The organism is Streptomyces sp. NPDC056883 (assembly GCF_042788835.1).
GTDB lineage: Bacteria > Actinomycetota > Actinomycetes > Streptomycetales > Streptomycetaceae > Streptomyces > Streptomyces stoeckheimensis.
Window position 1 is genome coordinate 234,536 of record NZ_JBHUBS010000003.1, and the last position, 13,528, is coordinate 248,063.

A 13,528-nucleotide genomic window follows, 5' to 3' on the forward strand; every position below is an offset into this window, starting at 1 on the left:
ATTGTGACCGGACGATGACCGTATCGCTGCGGTCCATGTCACACGGGAAATACTGAACTTTTCTTCATCTTCCGCAACCTAGAGTTGCCCCGTTCGCATCTTCTTTTGCGAACGATCATTACTTACGCGCCATGAAGGGGCCCTCCATTGAGCCGCACACGCCGGGTCTTCTCTGTACGCAGCCGCACCGCCGTGGCGGCCGGCACCGCATTGCTGGCCGCCTCGCTGGCCGCCTGCGGCGGCGGCGCCAGCTCGGGAGGCGCGGCAAAGGCGGAAATGAAGCCGAAGCCCGATATGGCCGTCTCGGTGAACCTCACCGGCGACCAGGTCAAGGCGGGCCAGCCGGTGACCGTGACGATCGCCGAGGGCAAGCTCGCGGCGGTGAAGGTCACGGACGCCAAGGGCGGCGAACTGGCCGGGCAGATATCCGCCGACGGGAAGACCTGGACCTCGCAGGGCAACGCCCTGCCCTCGGCCGACTACAAGGTCGAGGCCCAGAACACGGACAGCCAGAGCGCCACGACGACGTTCAAGACCTCGGCCCCCGACAAGGTCAACAAGGTCTCGATCAACATCCCTAAGGGCAGCACCGTGGGCGTGGCCATGCCGGTCTCGATCGTCTTCGACAACCCGGTGAAGGACAAGGCCGCGGTCGAGAAGCAGCTGAAGGTCACCACCTCGAACAACACCGAGGGTTCCTGGGGCTGGATCACGGACTACTCGGGCAAGGACCGGGTGGACTGGCGGCCCAAGGAGTACTGGAAGTCCGGCACCGACGTGAAGGTCCAGATGAACCTGAACGGCGTGGACTCCGGCCCCGGCGGCGGGATGTTCGTCAAGGACTACGCCACCGAGTTCAAGATCGGCAAGGACCGCGAGGTGAAGGTGGACCTCGACACGAAGAAGGCGACGGTCACCGAAGGCGGCCAGGTCGTCAGCACCATCCCGATCTCGGCGGGCACGCCCGGCGGCAAGAAGGCCTCCTGGGACGGGAAGATGGTGATGATGGCGAAGGAGGGCACCGTCCGGATGGACTCCCAGACGGTGGGCCTGGGCGACTCCTACGACAAGATGGTCGACTACTCGATCCGGCTGACCTGGTCGGGCATGTACGTGCACGCCGCACCGTGGAACACCGCCAACTTCGGCCGCGCCAACACCAGTTCCGGCTGCGTGGGCATGAGCGACGAGAACGCGAAGGCGTTCTTCGCGGCGGCCCAGGCCGGCGACCCGTTCGAGGTCGTGGGGCAGGGCTCCAAGGGCAATCCGGACATCGGCAACGGCTACGGCGAGTGGAACCTCACCTGGGAGCAGTGGCAGGGCAAGAGCGCCCTCGCCGGAACCCCGCAGGTCGGCTGATCCACACGGACTGACCAAAGTTCAATCGTTACCGCCACGTAACTTACTCACGGGTTACTTCCGGTAAGCCCCTCCCGTTACCGTCGGGTCACTTTGACACCCCGGCACACGCGAGGAGCGATCGATGGTCCGCACGGTCCGCACCACCAGCACCGCGACTGCCCTGGCAGCCGTACTGGCAGCAGCCGCCCTGGGCCTGGCCCCCCATCAGGCCCAGGCGGCTCCCGCCACCACGACCGCCACCGCCTCGGAGGCCTCCTCCGAGCTCCGGTTCCACGACATCCCCGGCTCCGGCGGCATCACCCTCAAGGGCAACGTCTTCACCCCGGCCGGCGCCGGGGCCGGCGCGAAGTATCCGCTGATCGTGCTGCCCACCAGCTGGGGCATGCCGCAGATCGAATACATCGCCCAGGCCAAGAAGCTCGCCGACTCCGGCTACGTGGTGGTCTCTTACACCTCCCGCGGCTTCTGGCTCTCCGGCGGCGAGATCGAGACCGCCGGCCCGGCGGACACCGCCGACGTCTCCGCCGTCATCGACTGGGCGCTCGCCAACACCCCGGCCGACACCGCGCACATCGGCCTGGGCGGGGTCTCCTACGGCGCGGGCATCAGCCTGCTGGCCTCCGCGAGCGACCCGCGCATCAAGGCCGTGGTCGCGCTCAGCGGCTGGGCCGATCTCATCGAGTCCATCTACTCCGGCCGCACCCAGCACCTCCAGGCCGCCGCCCTGCTCGGCGGCGCCGGCTTCCTCACCGGGCGCCCCGGCCCCGAACTCCGGCAGATCCTCGGCGACTTCCTCGGCTCGAAGCTGGACCGGGAACCGCAGATGATCGAGTGGGGCAAGAAGCGCTCGGCCGCCGAGAAGGTGGACGCGATCAACGCCAACGGCGCCGCGATCATGCTCGGCAACGCCTGGGGCGACACCATCTTCCCGCCCAACCAGTACACGAAGTTCTTCGAGAAGCTGACCGGCCCCAAGCGCCTGGAGTTCCGCCCCGGGGACCACGCCACCGCCGAGGCCACCGGGCTGCTCGGACTGCCCAACGACACCTGGACCAACGCCCACCGCTGGTTCGACCGCTACCTCAAGGGCACGGCCAACGGCATCGACGCCGAGGCCCCGGTCCAGATCAAGCCCCGCAGCGAGGGCGGCTACGAGGGCTACGCCGACTGGAAGTCGGTCGGCGGCGGCGGCGCCGAGAAGCTGATGCTCTCCGACAGCGAGCACCTCTTCACCGGCATCGACTCCGGCGCCAACGGCGGGATCGTCATGCTCTCCAACCTCCTCGACCAGATCGCCCGGACGCCCCCCGTCGCCTCCATCCCGCTGCTCCCCCGCGCCTTCGCCGCCGTCTGGCAGTCGCCGCGCTACGAGGAGGAGCGCCGCATCCGGGGCACGGTCGCACTGCACACCACCGTCACGCCCTCGAAGTCCGACGGCACCTTCGTCGCGTACCTCTACGACGTGGGCCCGCTCGGCATCGGGAAGCTGATCAGCAACGCCCCGTACACCTTCCACGGCAAGCAGGCCGGCCGGTCCTTCGGCGTGGACCTGGAGCTCTTCTCCACCGCCTACGACGTCCCGGCCGGGCACCGCCTCGCGGTGGTCGTCGACACCGTCGACCCGCTGTACATCGAGCACAACCCGACCGGCGGGCAGCTGACCTTCTCCTCGCCGCGCACCGATCCCTCGTACGTCTCGGTGCCGCTGCGCGAGCAGTGATCCGCGGCTGCTGCCGTGCCGGGTGTGGCTCTGGGGGACGCCCCGCGGGTCAGATCCGGCCCGGCAGCGCCGTTCCGGGGTCGGCCACGTCGATGTCGATGCCGACCGCCTTGGTCTTGGGGTTGCCGCGCTCGCGCCGGGCCACCCAGGTGGCGAACCAGGACAGGAGCATGCACATCCCGATGTAGATCGGCGAGATGATCATCACGACGGGGATGAAGGGGAGGTCGTAGTCGAGGTTGGAGGCGATCAGCTTGCCCGCGTGCAGGAACTCCTCGTAGGTGATCAGGTAGCCGAGCGAAGTGTCCTTGAGGGCGACCACCAACTGGCTGATGATCGTGGGCAGCATCGCCCGGATCCCCTGCGGGGCCAGGACGTAGGTCATCACCTGGGTCTTGCGCATGCCCAGGGCGTACGCGGCTTCGCGCTGGCCCTTCTCCACCGAGTTGATGCCGGTCCGGAAGACCTCGGCCAGCACCGAGCCGTTGTACAGGGTCAGTCCGGCGACCAGCGCGGGCAGCGGCTGGACCTTGAGCGCGACGAAGATGAAGAAGATCATCACCAGCACCGGCATGGCCCGGAAGAACTCCACGCACAGCGTGCACAGCCAGCGCACCGGCCGGTGGACCGAGAGCCGGCCCGTCGCGAGCACCGCGCCGAACACGAGCGAGAGCACCGAGGCGTAGGCGAAGGCCTTGAGGGTGTTCCACAGGCCCTTGAGCAGCAGCTCCTGGATGCCCTTGTAGGTGAAGGGGCTCCACTTGGCGGCGGTGAACTGGTTCGTGTCGAAGAGCAGGTAGAGCAGCCAGCCGATCAGTCCGAGGATGACGGCCGTCGAGGCGATCCCGTAGAAGAAGTGGCGGCGCTGGGCGCGCGGGCCCGGCAGGTCGTAGAGGGCGGTGGACTCCAGGTCACCGTGGAGCGCGTGCGCGGTCATCGGGCGACTCCGTAGCGCTTTTCGAGCACGTTGAACAGCGCGCTGATGGACAGGGTGATGATCAGGTAGCCGACCGCGATCCAGACGAAGGTCCAGATGATGCTGTAGCCCAGCTCGTTGAGGGTCTTGTACGTGCCCAGCAGCTCGGTGACGCTGAAGGCGCCGGCGATCGCGGAGTTCTTGGCGAGCGCGATCAGCGTGGAGCCGATGGGCGGGATGACGGACCGGAAGGCCTGGGGCAGGACGACGGTGCCCAGGGTCTGGCCGAAGGACATGCCGAGGCTGCGGGCCGCCTCGCCCTGACCCTTGGGCACGGTGTTGATGCCGGAGCGCAGGACCTCGCAGATGAAGGCCGAGGTGTAACAGCCCAGGGCCAGCACGGCGAAGAGCTGGAAGGGCAGGACCAGGCCGAAGCGGGGCAGGCCGAGCAGCACGGCGAAGAAGAGCAGGGTGAGCGGGGTGTTGCGCAGGATGGTCACCCAGACGGTGCCGAAGACCCGGAAGGAGCCGACGGGGGCGACGCGGAAGGAGGCCATCAGGAATCCGAGGACCAGGGCCAGGAGGGAGGCGTAGACCGTGAGTTCCACGGTGCCGAGGAAGCCCTTCCCGTAGAGCGAGAAGTTTTCGGTGAGTACGTCCATGGCGGTGCGCTCTCCCCTCAGCTCGCCGGGTAGCGGTCGATGGCGGGCGGTGTCGGCGCCGGCTGGCCGGAGAGGCCGAGCGTGGCCTCGTAGGCCTTCTTCCAGTTGCCGTTCTTCTCGTTCGCCGCGAGTGCGTCGTCGAGCGCGAACCGCAGGGCGTTGTCGGAGCGCGGGACGCCGATGCCGTAGGGCTCCTCGGAGAAGGGCTTGCCGACCACCTTGAGCTCCTCGGGGACCTTGGCCGCGTAGCCGAGGAGAATGGAGTCGTCGGTGGAGACCGCGTCGACCTGGTAGGTCAGCAGGTTGTCCACGCAGACCGAGTACGTGTCGTAGGCGACGAGGACGGCCCGCGGGAACTCCTTCTGGAGCCGCTGGTAGGGGGTGGAGCCTGCGGCCGAGCAGACCTTCTTGCCGTCGAGGTCCTCGGGGCCCTTGATGTCCGTCTCCCCCTTGCGCACCAGCAGGGACTGGCCGGCCATGAAGTAGGGGCCGGCGAAGCCGACCTGCTTCTTGCGGTTGTCGTTGATCGTGTAGGTGCCGACGTAGTAGTCGATCTGGCCGTTCTGCAGGGCCGTCTCGCGGTTGGCGGAGGCGATCGTCTTGAACTCGATCGTCTTGGGGTCGAAGCCGAGCGAGGCGGACATCATCTTGGCGATCTCGATGTCGAAGCCGGAGTAGCGGCCGCTCGCGGGGTCCTTCTCCCCCATGTACGGCTGGTCCTCCTTGGCGCCGACCACGAGGTGGCCGCGCCGCTTGGCCTTCTCCCAGGTCGGGGAGTCCGGCAGCTGGAAGCCGGACTGGACCTGGTAGACGGGCAGGTCCTCGGGCTGCGGACCCTTGACCGGCGGGCTGCCGGACTTTCCGCAGGCGGTGGCGGCCAGCAGCAACGTGGCCAGGGCCAGTACGCGCAGGGCGTGCTTCATCGGACCGCCCCTCAGTGCTTGAGGATCTTGGAGAGGAAGTCCTTGGCCCGGTCGCTCTCGGGGGCGGTGAAGAAGGCCTCCGGGGTCCGGTCCTCGACGATCTTTCCGTCGGCCATGAACACGACGCGGTTGGCGGCGGAGCGGGCGAAGCCCATCTCGTGGGTGACCACGACCATGGTCATGCCCTCCGCGGCGAGCTGCTGCATGACCTCCAGCACCTCGTTGATCATCTCCGGGTCGAGCGCGGAGGTGGGCTCGTCGAAGAGGAGGGCCTTGGGGTTCATGGCGAGCGCGCGGGCGATGGCCACGCGCTGCTGCTGGCCGCCGGAGAGCTGGGCCGGGAACTTCTCGGCCTGGTTCGCGAGGCCGACCCGTTCCAGCAGCTCGCGGGAGCGCTTGTCGGCTTCCTCCTTCTTGCGCTTCCTGACCTTGATCTGGGCGAGGGAGACGTTGGCGAGGACGGTCTTGTGCGCGAAGAGGTTGAAGGACTGGAAGACCATCCCCACGTCCGCGCGGAGCGCGGCGAGCTCCTTGCCCTCGGCCGGCAGCGGTTTCCCGTCGAGCGTGATCGTGCCCGACTCGATGGTCTCCAGCCGGTTGATCGCCCGGCACAGGGTCGATTTCCCGGAGCCGGAGGGGCCGATGACCACCACCACCTCCCCGCGGCCGACGGTGAGGTTGATGTCCTGGAGGACGTGCAGTTGTCCGAAGTGCTTGTTGACGTCCCGCAGCTCGATCAACGGATCGACGGCCATACGCTGCCCTGCCCACTTGTCGGTGTGTCGAGGTCAGCGCAAACTATCCAGCCGCGGAAGGGCACTTCACCGCGACACGCCTAAAAGCCGCATAAAGGCCCGCGAGGTCAGCCTTCCGTGGAGCGTCAGCCCTCCGAGGCCTCGGCGTACGCCTGGCTGAGCTCGGGGGAACCCGTCATCGCCCAGGACACCCCCGACTCGACCACGTTCAGCTCGCGGCCCGAGGCCAGCCGGATCATCGGCTGCCCGTTGGGCCACACCTGCCAGGCGGCGCCCGGAACGGAGCGGATGATCACGGTCCCGAGGTAGAAGCCCGCGTCGTTGCCGAGCCACGGGGTGATCTCCGGATCTCGGCGCCACCGCGGCATCAGCTGGTCGATCTCCTCCAACGAGCGCGGGCTCTCGTCGAGTTCGAGCCCGGCCGAGCGCGCCTGGGCGCGCAGCATCTCGCATTCCGCGAACAACTCGTTGATGCCCTCCGGATCGTCCGCGAGGGCCGCGGCGAGTCCCGCGCCCCGGTCCGTTTCATGTCGGTTGATCCAGTTGGCCAGGAAAGGGATGTTCATGGGGCCAGCCTGACACCAGGACCCGCGACCGGCCATAGGGCGCGCCTGAGGATCACGGGCCGCGGGGACAATCGGCGCGGGCCGGGCAAGATCCGGAAGGGACGGCCCGGGCCGAGACGGCTAGACCTCCAGGTCGACGACGACCGGCGCGTGGTCGGAGGCGCCCTTGCCCTTGCGCTCCTCGCGGTCCACGTAGGAGTCGGTGACGGCCTTGGTGAAGGCCTCGTTCCCGTAGACCAGGTCGATGCGCATGCCGCGGTTCTTCGGGAAGGCCAGCATCCGGTAGTCCCAGAAGGTGTAGGGCCGGTCGTACTTGAGCGCGCGCGGGAAGACGTCGGAGAGCCCGGCCGTGCGCAGGGCCTCCAGGGCGGCGCGCTCGGCCGGGGTCACGTGGGTGAGGCCCTCGAAGACGGCCGGGTCGTAGACGTCCTCATCGGTCGGGGCCACGTTGAAGTCGCCGAGCACCGCGAAGGGGCGCTCCCCCGCCGCGTCCTCGGCTACGGCGGCGGCCAGGGCCCGGAACCAGTCCAGCTTGTAGCCGTAGTGGTCGTGCTCGACCTCGCGCCCGTTGGGCACGTACACCGACCAGACGCGCACGCCGCCGCAGGTGGCGGAGATGGCGCGGGGCTCCTGGACGCCCTCGTAGTCGGGCCCGCCGGGCAGGCCGGTGACCACGTCCTCCAGGCCGACCTTGGAGAGCAGCGCGACGCCGTTCCACCGTCCGGTGGCGTTGACGGCCGACTCGTAGCCCAGCGCGCGGAGCTCCTCGTACGGGAACTGCTCCGCGGAGCACTTGGTCTCCTGGATGCACACGACATCGGTGCCGGAGCTCTCCAGCCAGGCCAGCAGGCGCGGCAGCCGGGCGGTGATCGAGTTGACGTTGAACGTGGCGATACGCATGCCGTCCAACCTACCGCCCGGCACCGACAGTCACAGTTCGGTGGTGTTCCCGGCGGTGAGTCGTTCGTACGCGGCGCCGCCGAGGTTGCCGATCTGGTGGGCGTAGACCGGCAGGATGAGATCGGTCAGACCGGCGTCGTGGATGGCGAGGGTCTGGCGCGGCTTGACCTCGCGGACGTAGTCGATCACTTCGGCGATCTTGTTCCAGGGCGCGTGCACCGGGAGCATGAGGGTCTCGACGGGGGTCGCGGGCACGGTCAGCGCGTCCCCGGGATGGAAGACGGACCCGTCCACCAGGTAGCCGACGTTGGTGATCCGCGGGATGTCCGGGTGGATCACGGCGTGCAGTTCGCCGTACACCTGGACGTCGAAGCCGGCCGCGCTGAAGGCGTCCCCGTGACCCACGGTGTGCACGCGGCCCGGATAGGCGGGGGCCAGCTTCTCCGCGACGCTGCCCAGTGTCCACAGCTGCGCCGCCGGGTTCACGTCGAGGGCGGCGCGGATCCGGCCCTCGTCGAAGTGGTCGAAATGCTCGTGGGTGACGAGCAGGACGTCGGCGCCGAGGCCGGCGTCCGGTTCGCTGAAGGCGCCCGGGTCGATGACGAGCACGCGCCCGTCCTTCTCCAGCTGGACGCAGGAGTGCAGCCGCTTGGTGAGTTTCATGATCCAAGGCTAGCGGCGCGGGCTCCGCTGCGCGGCGGGAAGACGGAGCCGACCGGATTCGAACCGGCGTCCTCGCAGTTTTGGAGACCGCGCGCGACGACCTCTGCGCTACGGCCCCGTCCCGGGCAGCACTTTACCCCCGCCGGCCTAGGGCACTGCCGTGGAGACCACGTAGACCTTGGGGTACCCGGGGTGGCTCAGGTCCACGGTGATGTCGCGGGTGGGCCGGGGGTCCGGTGCGTCCAGGGTGATCCCGTACCAGCTGCCCTTCGAACCCCAGCGCCAGCCCGCGGACGCGGTGTCGCTCGGGGAGATCGACACCCCGGGAGTCAGCTCCTCCCGGCTGGTGCCGACTTCGGCGAGGAAGGTGTCGAGCTCCTCCGGGGTGACCCCGAACTGCACGTACAGGCGGCTGGTGTGCCAGTTGTTGGTCTCCAGGTACCCGACCCGCGAGGCCTTCACCGGGATCGGGACCTCGTAGACGCTGCGCTGCACCTTGGAGGGCCAGGCGGTGCGGACCCTCTCGGCGCCCACCTTGGCGGCCTTGTCGCGGCCGCTCTGGCGGCTCTGCTGGGCGGAGACGGCGAGGTAGCCCGCCGGGACGCCGACCAGCAGCAGGATGATGATCGCCGTGATCCAGCGGCGCCGCACCACGTGCTTGCGGTCCTCGGCGGGGGTGGGCGCGCCGGACCCCGCGTCGGGGGACGGGGCCTGGCGGGGCAAAGAGGGCGGTGTCACTGCTGGTCCTGGTCCTCGGGGCCGGTGGTGGTGTCGCGCCGGCCGAACTGCGCGTAGCGCTCGTACCGCTCGACGCGCCGGCGCGTGGCACGGCGGAAGCGGCGGGCGACCAGCCGGGAGAGGTCGGCGGCGCCGACCATGCCGGCCTCGGGGCCGAGCTGGGCCTTGGCGATGCGGGCCTCCGGGCGGTACCCGCGGCCGGTGAGGTGGCGGCGGAAGGCGTCCCGGGCGGGGCCGATGAGCAGGTCGTCGGCGGCGCTGACGCCGCCCCCGATGACGAAGCAGGAGGGGTCGAGGGCGGCCGCGAGGTTGGCGATGCCGACGCCGAGCCACTGGCCGATGTCCTGGAGGAGCTCGACGCACATGGCGTCGCCCTCGCGGGCCAGCTCGGTGATGAGCGGCCCGGTGATCTCGTGGACGTTGCCGCCGACCCGGGCGATGAGGTTGTACGCGACCGGGGAGTCGGCGGCGGCCAGCTCGCGGGCCTCGCGGACCAGGGCGTTGCCGGAGCTGTACTGCTCCCAGCAGCCGCGGTTGCCGCAGGGGCACCGGTGGCCACCGGGGACCACCTGCATGTGGCCGAACTCACCGGCGACCCCGTAGCGGCCGCGCTTGACCTGGCCGCCTTCGAGGATGGCCCCGCCGATCCCGGTGCCCAGGGTGATCATGACCAGGTGGTCCTCGCCCCGGCCGGCGCCGAAGCGCCACTCGGCCCAGGCGGCGGTGTTGGCATCGTTGTCCACCATGACCGGGACCGCGAGCCGGGACTGGAGGGCGTCGCGCAGCGGTTCGTCGCGCCAGGCCAGGTGCGGGGCGAACAGCACGCGGGAGCGGTCGGCGTCGACCCATCCGGCGGCGCCGATGCCCACGGCGTGCACGTCGTGCCGGTCGGAGAGGTCGAGGACCAGCTCGACGATGGTGTCCTCGACGACCTTGGGGCTCTTGGACTTGTCCGGGGTTTCGGTCCGGATCTTCTCCAGGATGACCCCGTCGGCGTCGACGACCCCGGCCATCACCTTGGTGCCGCCGATGTCGATGCCGACGGTCGGAACGCGCGGGGCGGTCAGGTGCGACCGGCGCTCACGGGTCCCGATGGTCCGCAGGACGGTGCCTCGCGCCGCCCCCCGGTGGGCGAGCGTGAAGTCCCGGTACGTGCTCATCGAGTCGTGTCGTCCCTCAGGGTGCGGCAGGGCCCGCAGTGGGGCCGGATGCCTGGTCGGATGGAGTGGCCGATGGGGAGGCGGATGCGCTGTCAGCTCCTGATTCTGCCACTCGCTCCAGTTCGTGGCTCAGTTCGTCGAGCTCGGAGCCGCCCGCCATCTGCCGGGTGAGCTCGTCCAGGGTGATCGAGTCACGGGTGTGACTGCCCGCCATGGTGCCGCGCTTGAGCAGCACGAACCGGTCCCCGACCAGGTGGGCGTGGTGCGGATTGTGCGTGATCAGGACCACGCCGAGGCCCGCGTCACGGGCCGCGGCGACGTACTTGAGGACCACCCCGGACTGTTTGACGCCGAGAGCGGCGGTGGGCTCGTCGAGCACGAGGACCTTCGCGCCGAAGTGGACGGCGCGGGCGATGGCCACGCACTGCCGCTCGCCGCCGGACAGGGTGCCGATGGGCTGGTCCACGTCGCGCAGGTCGATGCCCATGCGCAGCAGCTCGGCGCGGGTGGTCCGGCGCATGAGCTCCACGTCGAGGCGGCGGAAGGGGCCACGGCCCTTGGTGGGCTCCGAGCCGAGGAAGAAGTTGCGCCAGACGGGCATGAGCGGGACCACGGCGAGGTCCTGGTAGACGGTGGCGATGCCGCGGTCGAGGGCGGCGCGCGGGTTGGCGAGGACGGTCTCCTCGCCCTCGATCTCGAAGGTGCCGGCGTCGTGCCGGTGCAGCCCCGCAATGATCTTGATGAGGGTGGACTTGCCCGCGCCGTTGTCGCCGAGGACGCAGGTGATCTCGCCGGCCGAGACCTCCAGGGAGACGTCCTGGAGGGCGCGGATGTTGCCGTAGTACTTGCTGACCCCGGTCAGCTTCACCAGAGCCGGTGCGGTCTCGGACATCACTTCGCCTCCGCCCGCTTGCGGACCCATGCGTTGAGCAGCGTGGCCAGCAGCAGCATCGCGCCGAGGAAGAACTTGAACCAGTCCGGGTTCCACTGGGCGTACACGATGCCGTTGCTGGTCATGCCGAAGATGAAGGCGCCCACGGCGGAGCCGATGGCCGAGCCGTAGCCGCCGGTCATCAGACAGCCGCCGATGACGGCCGCGATGATGTAGAGGAACTCGTTGCCGACTCCCTCGCCCGACTGGACCACGTCGAACGAGAAGAGGATGTGCTGCCCGGAGATCCAGGCGCACAGTGCGACGCCCATGTACAGGCCGATACGGGTCTTCACGACCGGTACGCCGGTCGCCCGGGCGGCGTCCGCGCCGCCGCCGACGGCGAAGATCCAGTTCCCGGCACGGGTGCGCAGCAGGATCCAGGTGGCCACGGCGACCAGGAGCAGCCACCACAGGATGGTGACCTTGAGGGTGACCGAGCCGAAGGTCCACTGCGAGGCGAAGAGCGCGCGGGCGGAGGAGAAGCCCTCCATGTCGGCGATGGTCTTGGTGGAGACCGAGCCGCTGATCAGCTTGGTGAAGCCGAGGTTCAGGCCGGTCAGCATCAGGAAGGTGCCGAGCGTGATGATGAAGCTGGGCAGTTTCGTGCGGGTCAGCATGAACCCGTTGAAGAACCCGATCCCCAGGGTGACCAGCAGCGATACGAGGACGCCCACCCAGACGTTGGCGGTCATCTGGTAGCTGAACATCGAGCTGAGCAGCGCCGACGAGGTGACCATGACCCCGGCGGACAGGTCGAACTCGCCGCCGATCATGAGCAGGGCCACCGGGACGGCCATGATGCCGATGGTGGAGGCCGAGTACAGGATCGTGCTCAGGCTGGAGGCCTGCAGGAAGCTGTCCGCGGCGAAGGAGAAGAAGACGAAGACGGCGGCCGCGCCGACCACCGCGCCGAGCTCGGGGCGGCCGAGGAGGCGGCGCAGCAGCGAGGTGGGCGCGAGCCGCTCGTCGCGCGGGGCGGGAGCGGGGGCGGGGGCCTGGGTGGTGGTGCCGGTGCTCATCGGCTGCCCCGGTTGATGAACTTCTCCAGCGTGGCCGCCTCGGCCCCCGTGACGATCTGCGGGCCGGTGAGCACCGGCTTGCCGCCGCCGAGCACGTCGGCGTTGTAGCGGTAGAGCCAGAGCAGGTCCACGGCCTCGTAGCCCTGGAGGTAGGGCTGCTGGTCGACGGCGAATCCGAGGGTGCCGGCCTTCAGGTCGCGGGCCACGGAGGCGTTCAGGTCGAAGGTGTCGACCTCGGCCTTGCTGCCCGCCGCGTCCTTGGCCTTGACGGCCGTGGGGGCGAAGGGCGCGCCGAGGGTGAGGATCGCGTCGACGGAGGGGTCGGCCTGGAGCTTGGCCTGCAGGGCCGCCTGGACGGACGGCATGTTGGTGCCCTCGACGTACAGGTTCTCCATGGTCCCGCCGGACTCGGCGAAGGTCTTCTTCGCTCCGGCGCAGCGCTGCTCGTGGCCGACGTTGCCCTGCTCGTGCAGGACGCAGACGGCCTTCTTGCGGCCGCGCTTGCCCAGCTCGGTGCCGACCGCCTCGCCGGCGATCTCCTCGTCCTGGCCGATGTGGGTCAGCGCCCCGTACGCGGCGGACTGGGCGGATCCGGAGTTGACCGTGATCACCGGAATGCCGGCCTTGACGGCCTTGGCGAGGACGTCCTTGAGCGCCTCGGGCTTGGCGAGGGAGACGATCAGCCCGTCGACCTTCTGGTCGATGGCGTTCTGGACGAACTGGGCCTGCTGCTGCGCCTGGTCGTCGTGGGCGTAGACGAAGTTGATGTTGTCCTTCGCCGCGGCCTCCTTCGCGCCCTTCTGCACGATGTCCCAGAAGGTGTCGCCGTCTCCCGCGTGGGTGACCATCGCGAAGGTCCAGCGCGGAGTGGAGACGGCGGGCCGGCCCGCCGCCTCGGCCTTCGCGCGGTCCTCGGCGCGCTTGCCGCCCGTACTGCTGCAGCCCACGAGGGAGGCACCCAGTACCGCCGCGAGCACCGCGCCCACGAGGCGTACCCCTGTCCGAACCCTAGCCACGTCTGCCCGTGCCTTTCGCTTGTCGGGCCGTTCCGCGAGCGCTGTCCCGCCGCGGTACCCGGTCGCCGAAACGGTCATATGTTTCAAGCCGCAGCCGCCCAGTATCCGTCACAGTGCACCATGCAAGGTCATCGGGGCCATTGCGGACCGTGCCGGACACAGCGGGACAGATTGACAGCTCCCCCGGACGGGGC

14 protein-coding genes and 1 tRNA gene are annotated in these 13,528 nt (G+C 69.4%); 2 read left to right on the top strand and 13 right to left on the bottom strand.

The window, feature by feature from the left end; translation table 11 throughout:
* Positions 1 to 147 precede the first annotated feature (147 nt).
* Together ACFRU2_RS10095 and ACFRU2_RS10100 are read left to right on the top strand one after the other, a co-directional pair.
* Positions 148 to 1,359: an Ig-like domain-containing protein gene (locus tag ACFRU2_RS10095; RefSeq protein WP_382970125.1), complete on the top strand. Its 1,212-nt coding sequence runs from the start codon at positions 148 to 150 to the stop codon at positions 1,357 to 1,359.
* Positions 1,360 to 1,483: 124 nt separating this feature from the next.
* Positions 1,484 to 3,082, top strand: coding sequence for a CocE/NonD family hydrolase (locus ACFRU2_RS10100; protein ID WP_382970127.1), 1,599 nt, complete (start codon positions 1,484 to 1,486; stop codon positions 3,080 to 3,082).
* A 49-nt stretch (positions 3,083 to 3,131) separates the two neighbouring features.
* On the opposite strand, the gene ACFRU2_RS10105 is transcribed toward ACFRU2_RS10100, so the two are convergent.
* The 13 genes from ACFRU2_RS10105 to ACFRU2_RS10165 form a co-directional block, all read right to left on the bottom strand.
* Complete coding sequence (locus ACFRU2_RS10105) at positions 3,132 to 4,019, bottom strand: amino acid ABC transporter permease (protein ID WP_382970130.1); 888 nt, start codon at positions 4,017 to 4,019, stop codon at positions 3,132 to 3,134.
* Entirely contained in the window at positions 4,016 to 4,660 is a 645-nt protein-coding gene (locus ACFRU2_RS10110) for an amino acid ABC transporter permease (RefSeq protein WP_274550219.1), read from the bottom strand. Before ACFRU2_RS10110 ends, ACFRU2_RS10105 begins: the two co-directional genes overlap by 4 nt.
* Before the next feature lie 17 nt (positions 4,661 to 4,677).
* Complete coding sequence (locus ACFRU2_RS10115) at positions 4,678 to 5,583, bottom strand: glutamate ABC transporter substrate-binding protein (protein WP_382970133.1); 906 nt, start codon at positions 5,581 to 5,583, stop codon at positions 4,678 to 4,680.
* A gap of 11 nt (positions 5,584 to 5,594) precedes the next feature.
* The gene (locus ACFRU2_RS10120; RefSeq protein ID WP_250740493.1) at positions 5,595 to 6,338 is read right to left on the bottom strand and encodes an amino acid ABC transporter ATP-binding protein; all 744 of its coding nucleotides are present in this window, start codon (positions 6,336 to 6,338) and stop codon (positions 5,595 to 5,597) included.
* Positions 6,339 to 6,463: 125 nt separating this feature from the next.
* A complete protein-coding gene (locus tag ACFRU2_RS10125; protein ID WP_250740494.1) occupies positions 6,464 to 6,904 on the bottom strand; it encodes a DUF6278 family protein in 441 nt (146 codons plus the stop codon).
* A gap of 120 nt (positions 6,905 to 7,024) precedes the next feature.
* Positions 7,025 to 7,804 carry an exodeoxyribonuclease III gene (locus ACFRU2_RS10130; RefSeq protein ID WP_382970137.1) on the bottom strand — a complete coding sequence of 260 codons (780 nt, stop codon included), beginning with the start codon at positions 7,802 to 7,804 and terminating at the stop codon, positions 7,025 to 7,027.
* A gap of 30 nt (positions 7,805 to 7,834) precedes the next feature.
* Positions 7,835 to 8,467 (bottom strand): MBL fold metallo-hydrolase, encoded by a 633-nt coding sequence (locus tag ACFRU2_RS10135; RefSeq protein WP_382970139.1) that lies wholly within the window; start codon positions 8,465 to 8,467, stop codon positions 7,835 to 7,837.
* Between the two features lie 43 nt (positions 8,468 to 8,510).
* A tRNA-Trp gene (locus ACFRU2_RS10140) sits at positions 8,511 to 8,585 on the bottom strand.
* 29 nt (positions 8,586 to 8,614) lie between these two features.
* Positions 8,615 to 9,205 (bottom strand): hypothetical protein, encoded by a 591-nt coding sequence (locus ACFRU2_RS10145; protein WP_382970141.1) that lies wholly within the window; start codon positions 9,203 to 9,205, stop codon positions 8,615 to 8,617.
* The gene (locus ACFRU2_RS10150; protein WP_274550214.1) at positions 9,202 to 10,365 is read right to left on the bottom strand and encodes an ROK family glucokinase; all 1,164 of its coding nucleotides are present in this window, start codon (positions 10,363 to 10,365) and stop codon (positions 9,202 to 9,204) included. The genes ACFRU2_RS10145 and ACFRU2_RS10150 overlap by 4 nt, the downstream gene beginning before the upstream one ends.
* A 16-nt stretch (positions 10,366 to 10,381) precedes the next feature.
* Positions 10,382 to 11,287: an ATP-binding cassette domain-containing protein gene (locus ACFRU2_RS10155; protein WP_382970145.1), complete on the bottom strand. Its 906-nt coding sequence runs from the start codon at positions 11,285 to 11,287 to the stop codon at positions 10,382 to 10,384.
* Positions 11,257 to 12,318 (bottom strand): ABC transporter permease, encoded by a 1,062-nt coding sequence (locus tag ACFRU2_RS10160; RefSeq protein WP_382970148.1) that lies wholly within the window; start codon positions 12,316 to 12,318, stop codon positions 11,257 to 11,259. The genes ACFRU2_RS10155 and ACFRU2_RS10160 overlap by 31 nt, the downstream gene beginning before the upstream one ends.
* Positions 12,315 to 13,304, bottom strand: a complete 990-nt coding sequence (locus tag ACFRU2_RS10165) for a sugar ABC transporter substrate-binding protein (RefSeq protein ID WP_382970150.1) — start codon at positions 13,302 to 13,304, stop codon at positions 12,315 to 12,317. The genes ACFRU2_RS10160 and ACFRU2_RS10165 overlap by 4 nt, the downstream gene beginning before the upstream one ends.
* Positions 13,305 to 13,528: the final 224 nt, after the last annotated feature.

Coding starts and splice junctions, on each gene's coding strand:
- ACFRU2_RS10110 (WP_274550219.1), bottom strand. CDS start 4,660: ATGGACGTACTCACCGAAAACTTCTCGCTCTACGGGAAGGGCTTCCTC.
- ACFRU2_RS10100 (WP_382970127.1), top strand. CDS start 1,484: ATGGTCCGCACGGTCCGCACCACCAGCACCGCGACTGCCCTGGCAGCC.
- ACFRU2_RS10120 (WP_250740493.1), bottom strand. CDS start 6,338: ATGGCCGTCGATCCGTTGATCGAGCTGCGGGACGTCAACAAGCACTTC.
- ACFRU2_RS10135 (WP_382970139.1), bottom strand. CDS start 8,467: ATGAAACTCACCAAGCGGCTGCACTCCTGCGTCCAGCTGGAGAAGGAC.
- ACFRU2_RS10130 (WP_382970137.1), bottom strand. CDS start 7,804: ATGCGTATCGCCACGTTCAACGTCAACTCGATCACCGCCCGGCTGCCG.
- ACFRU2_RS10160 (WP_382970148.1), bottom strand. CDS start 12,318: ATGAGCACCGGCACCACCACCCAGGCCCCCGCCCCCGCTCCCGCCCCG.
- ACFRU2_RS10155 (WP_382970145.1), bottom strand. CDS start 11,287: ATGGGTCCGCAAGCGGGCGGAGGCGAAGTGATGTCCGAGACCGCACCG.
- ACFRU2_RS10125 (WP_250740494.1), bottom strand. CDS start 6,904: ATGAACATCCCTTTCCTGGCCAACTGGATCAACCGACATGAAACGGAC.
- ACFRU2_RS10150 (WP_274550214.1), bottom strand. CDS start 10,365: ATGAGCACGTACCGGGACTTCACGCTCGCCCACCGGGGGGCGGCGCGA.
- ACFRU2_RS10105 (WP_382970130.1), bottom strand. CDS start 4,019: ATGACCGCGCACGCGCTCCACGGTGACCTGGAGTCCACCGCCCTCTAC.
- ACFRU2_RS10115 (WP_382970133.1), bottom strand. CDS start 5,583: ATGAAGCACGCCCTGCGCGTACTGGCCCTGGCCACGTTGCTGCTGGCC.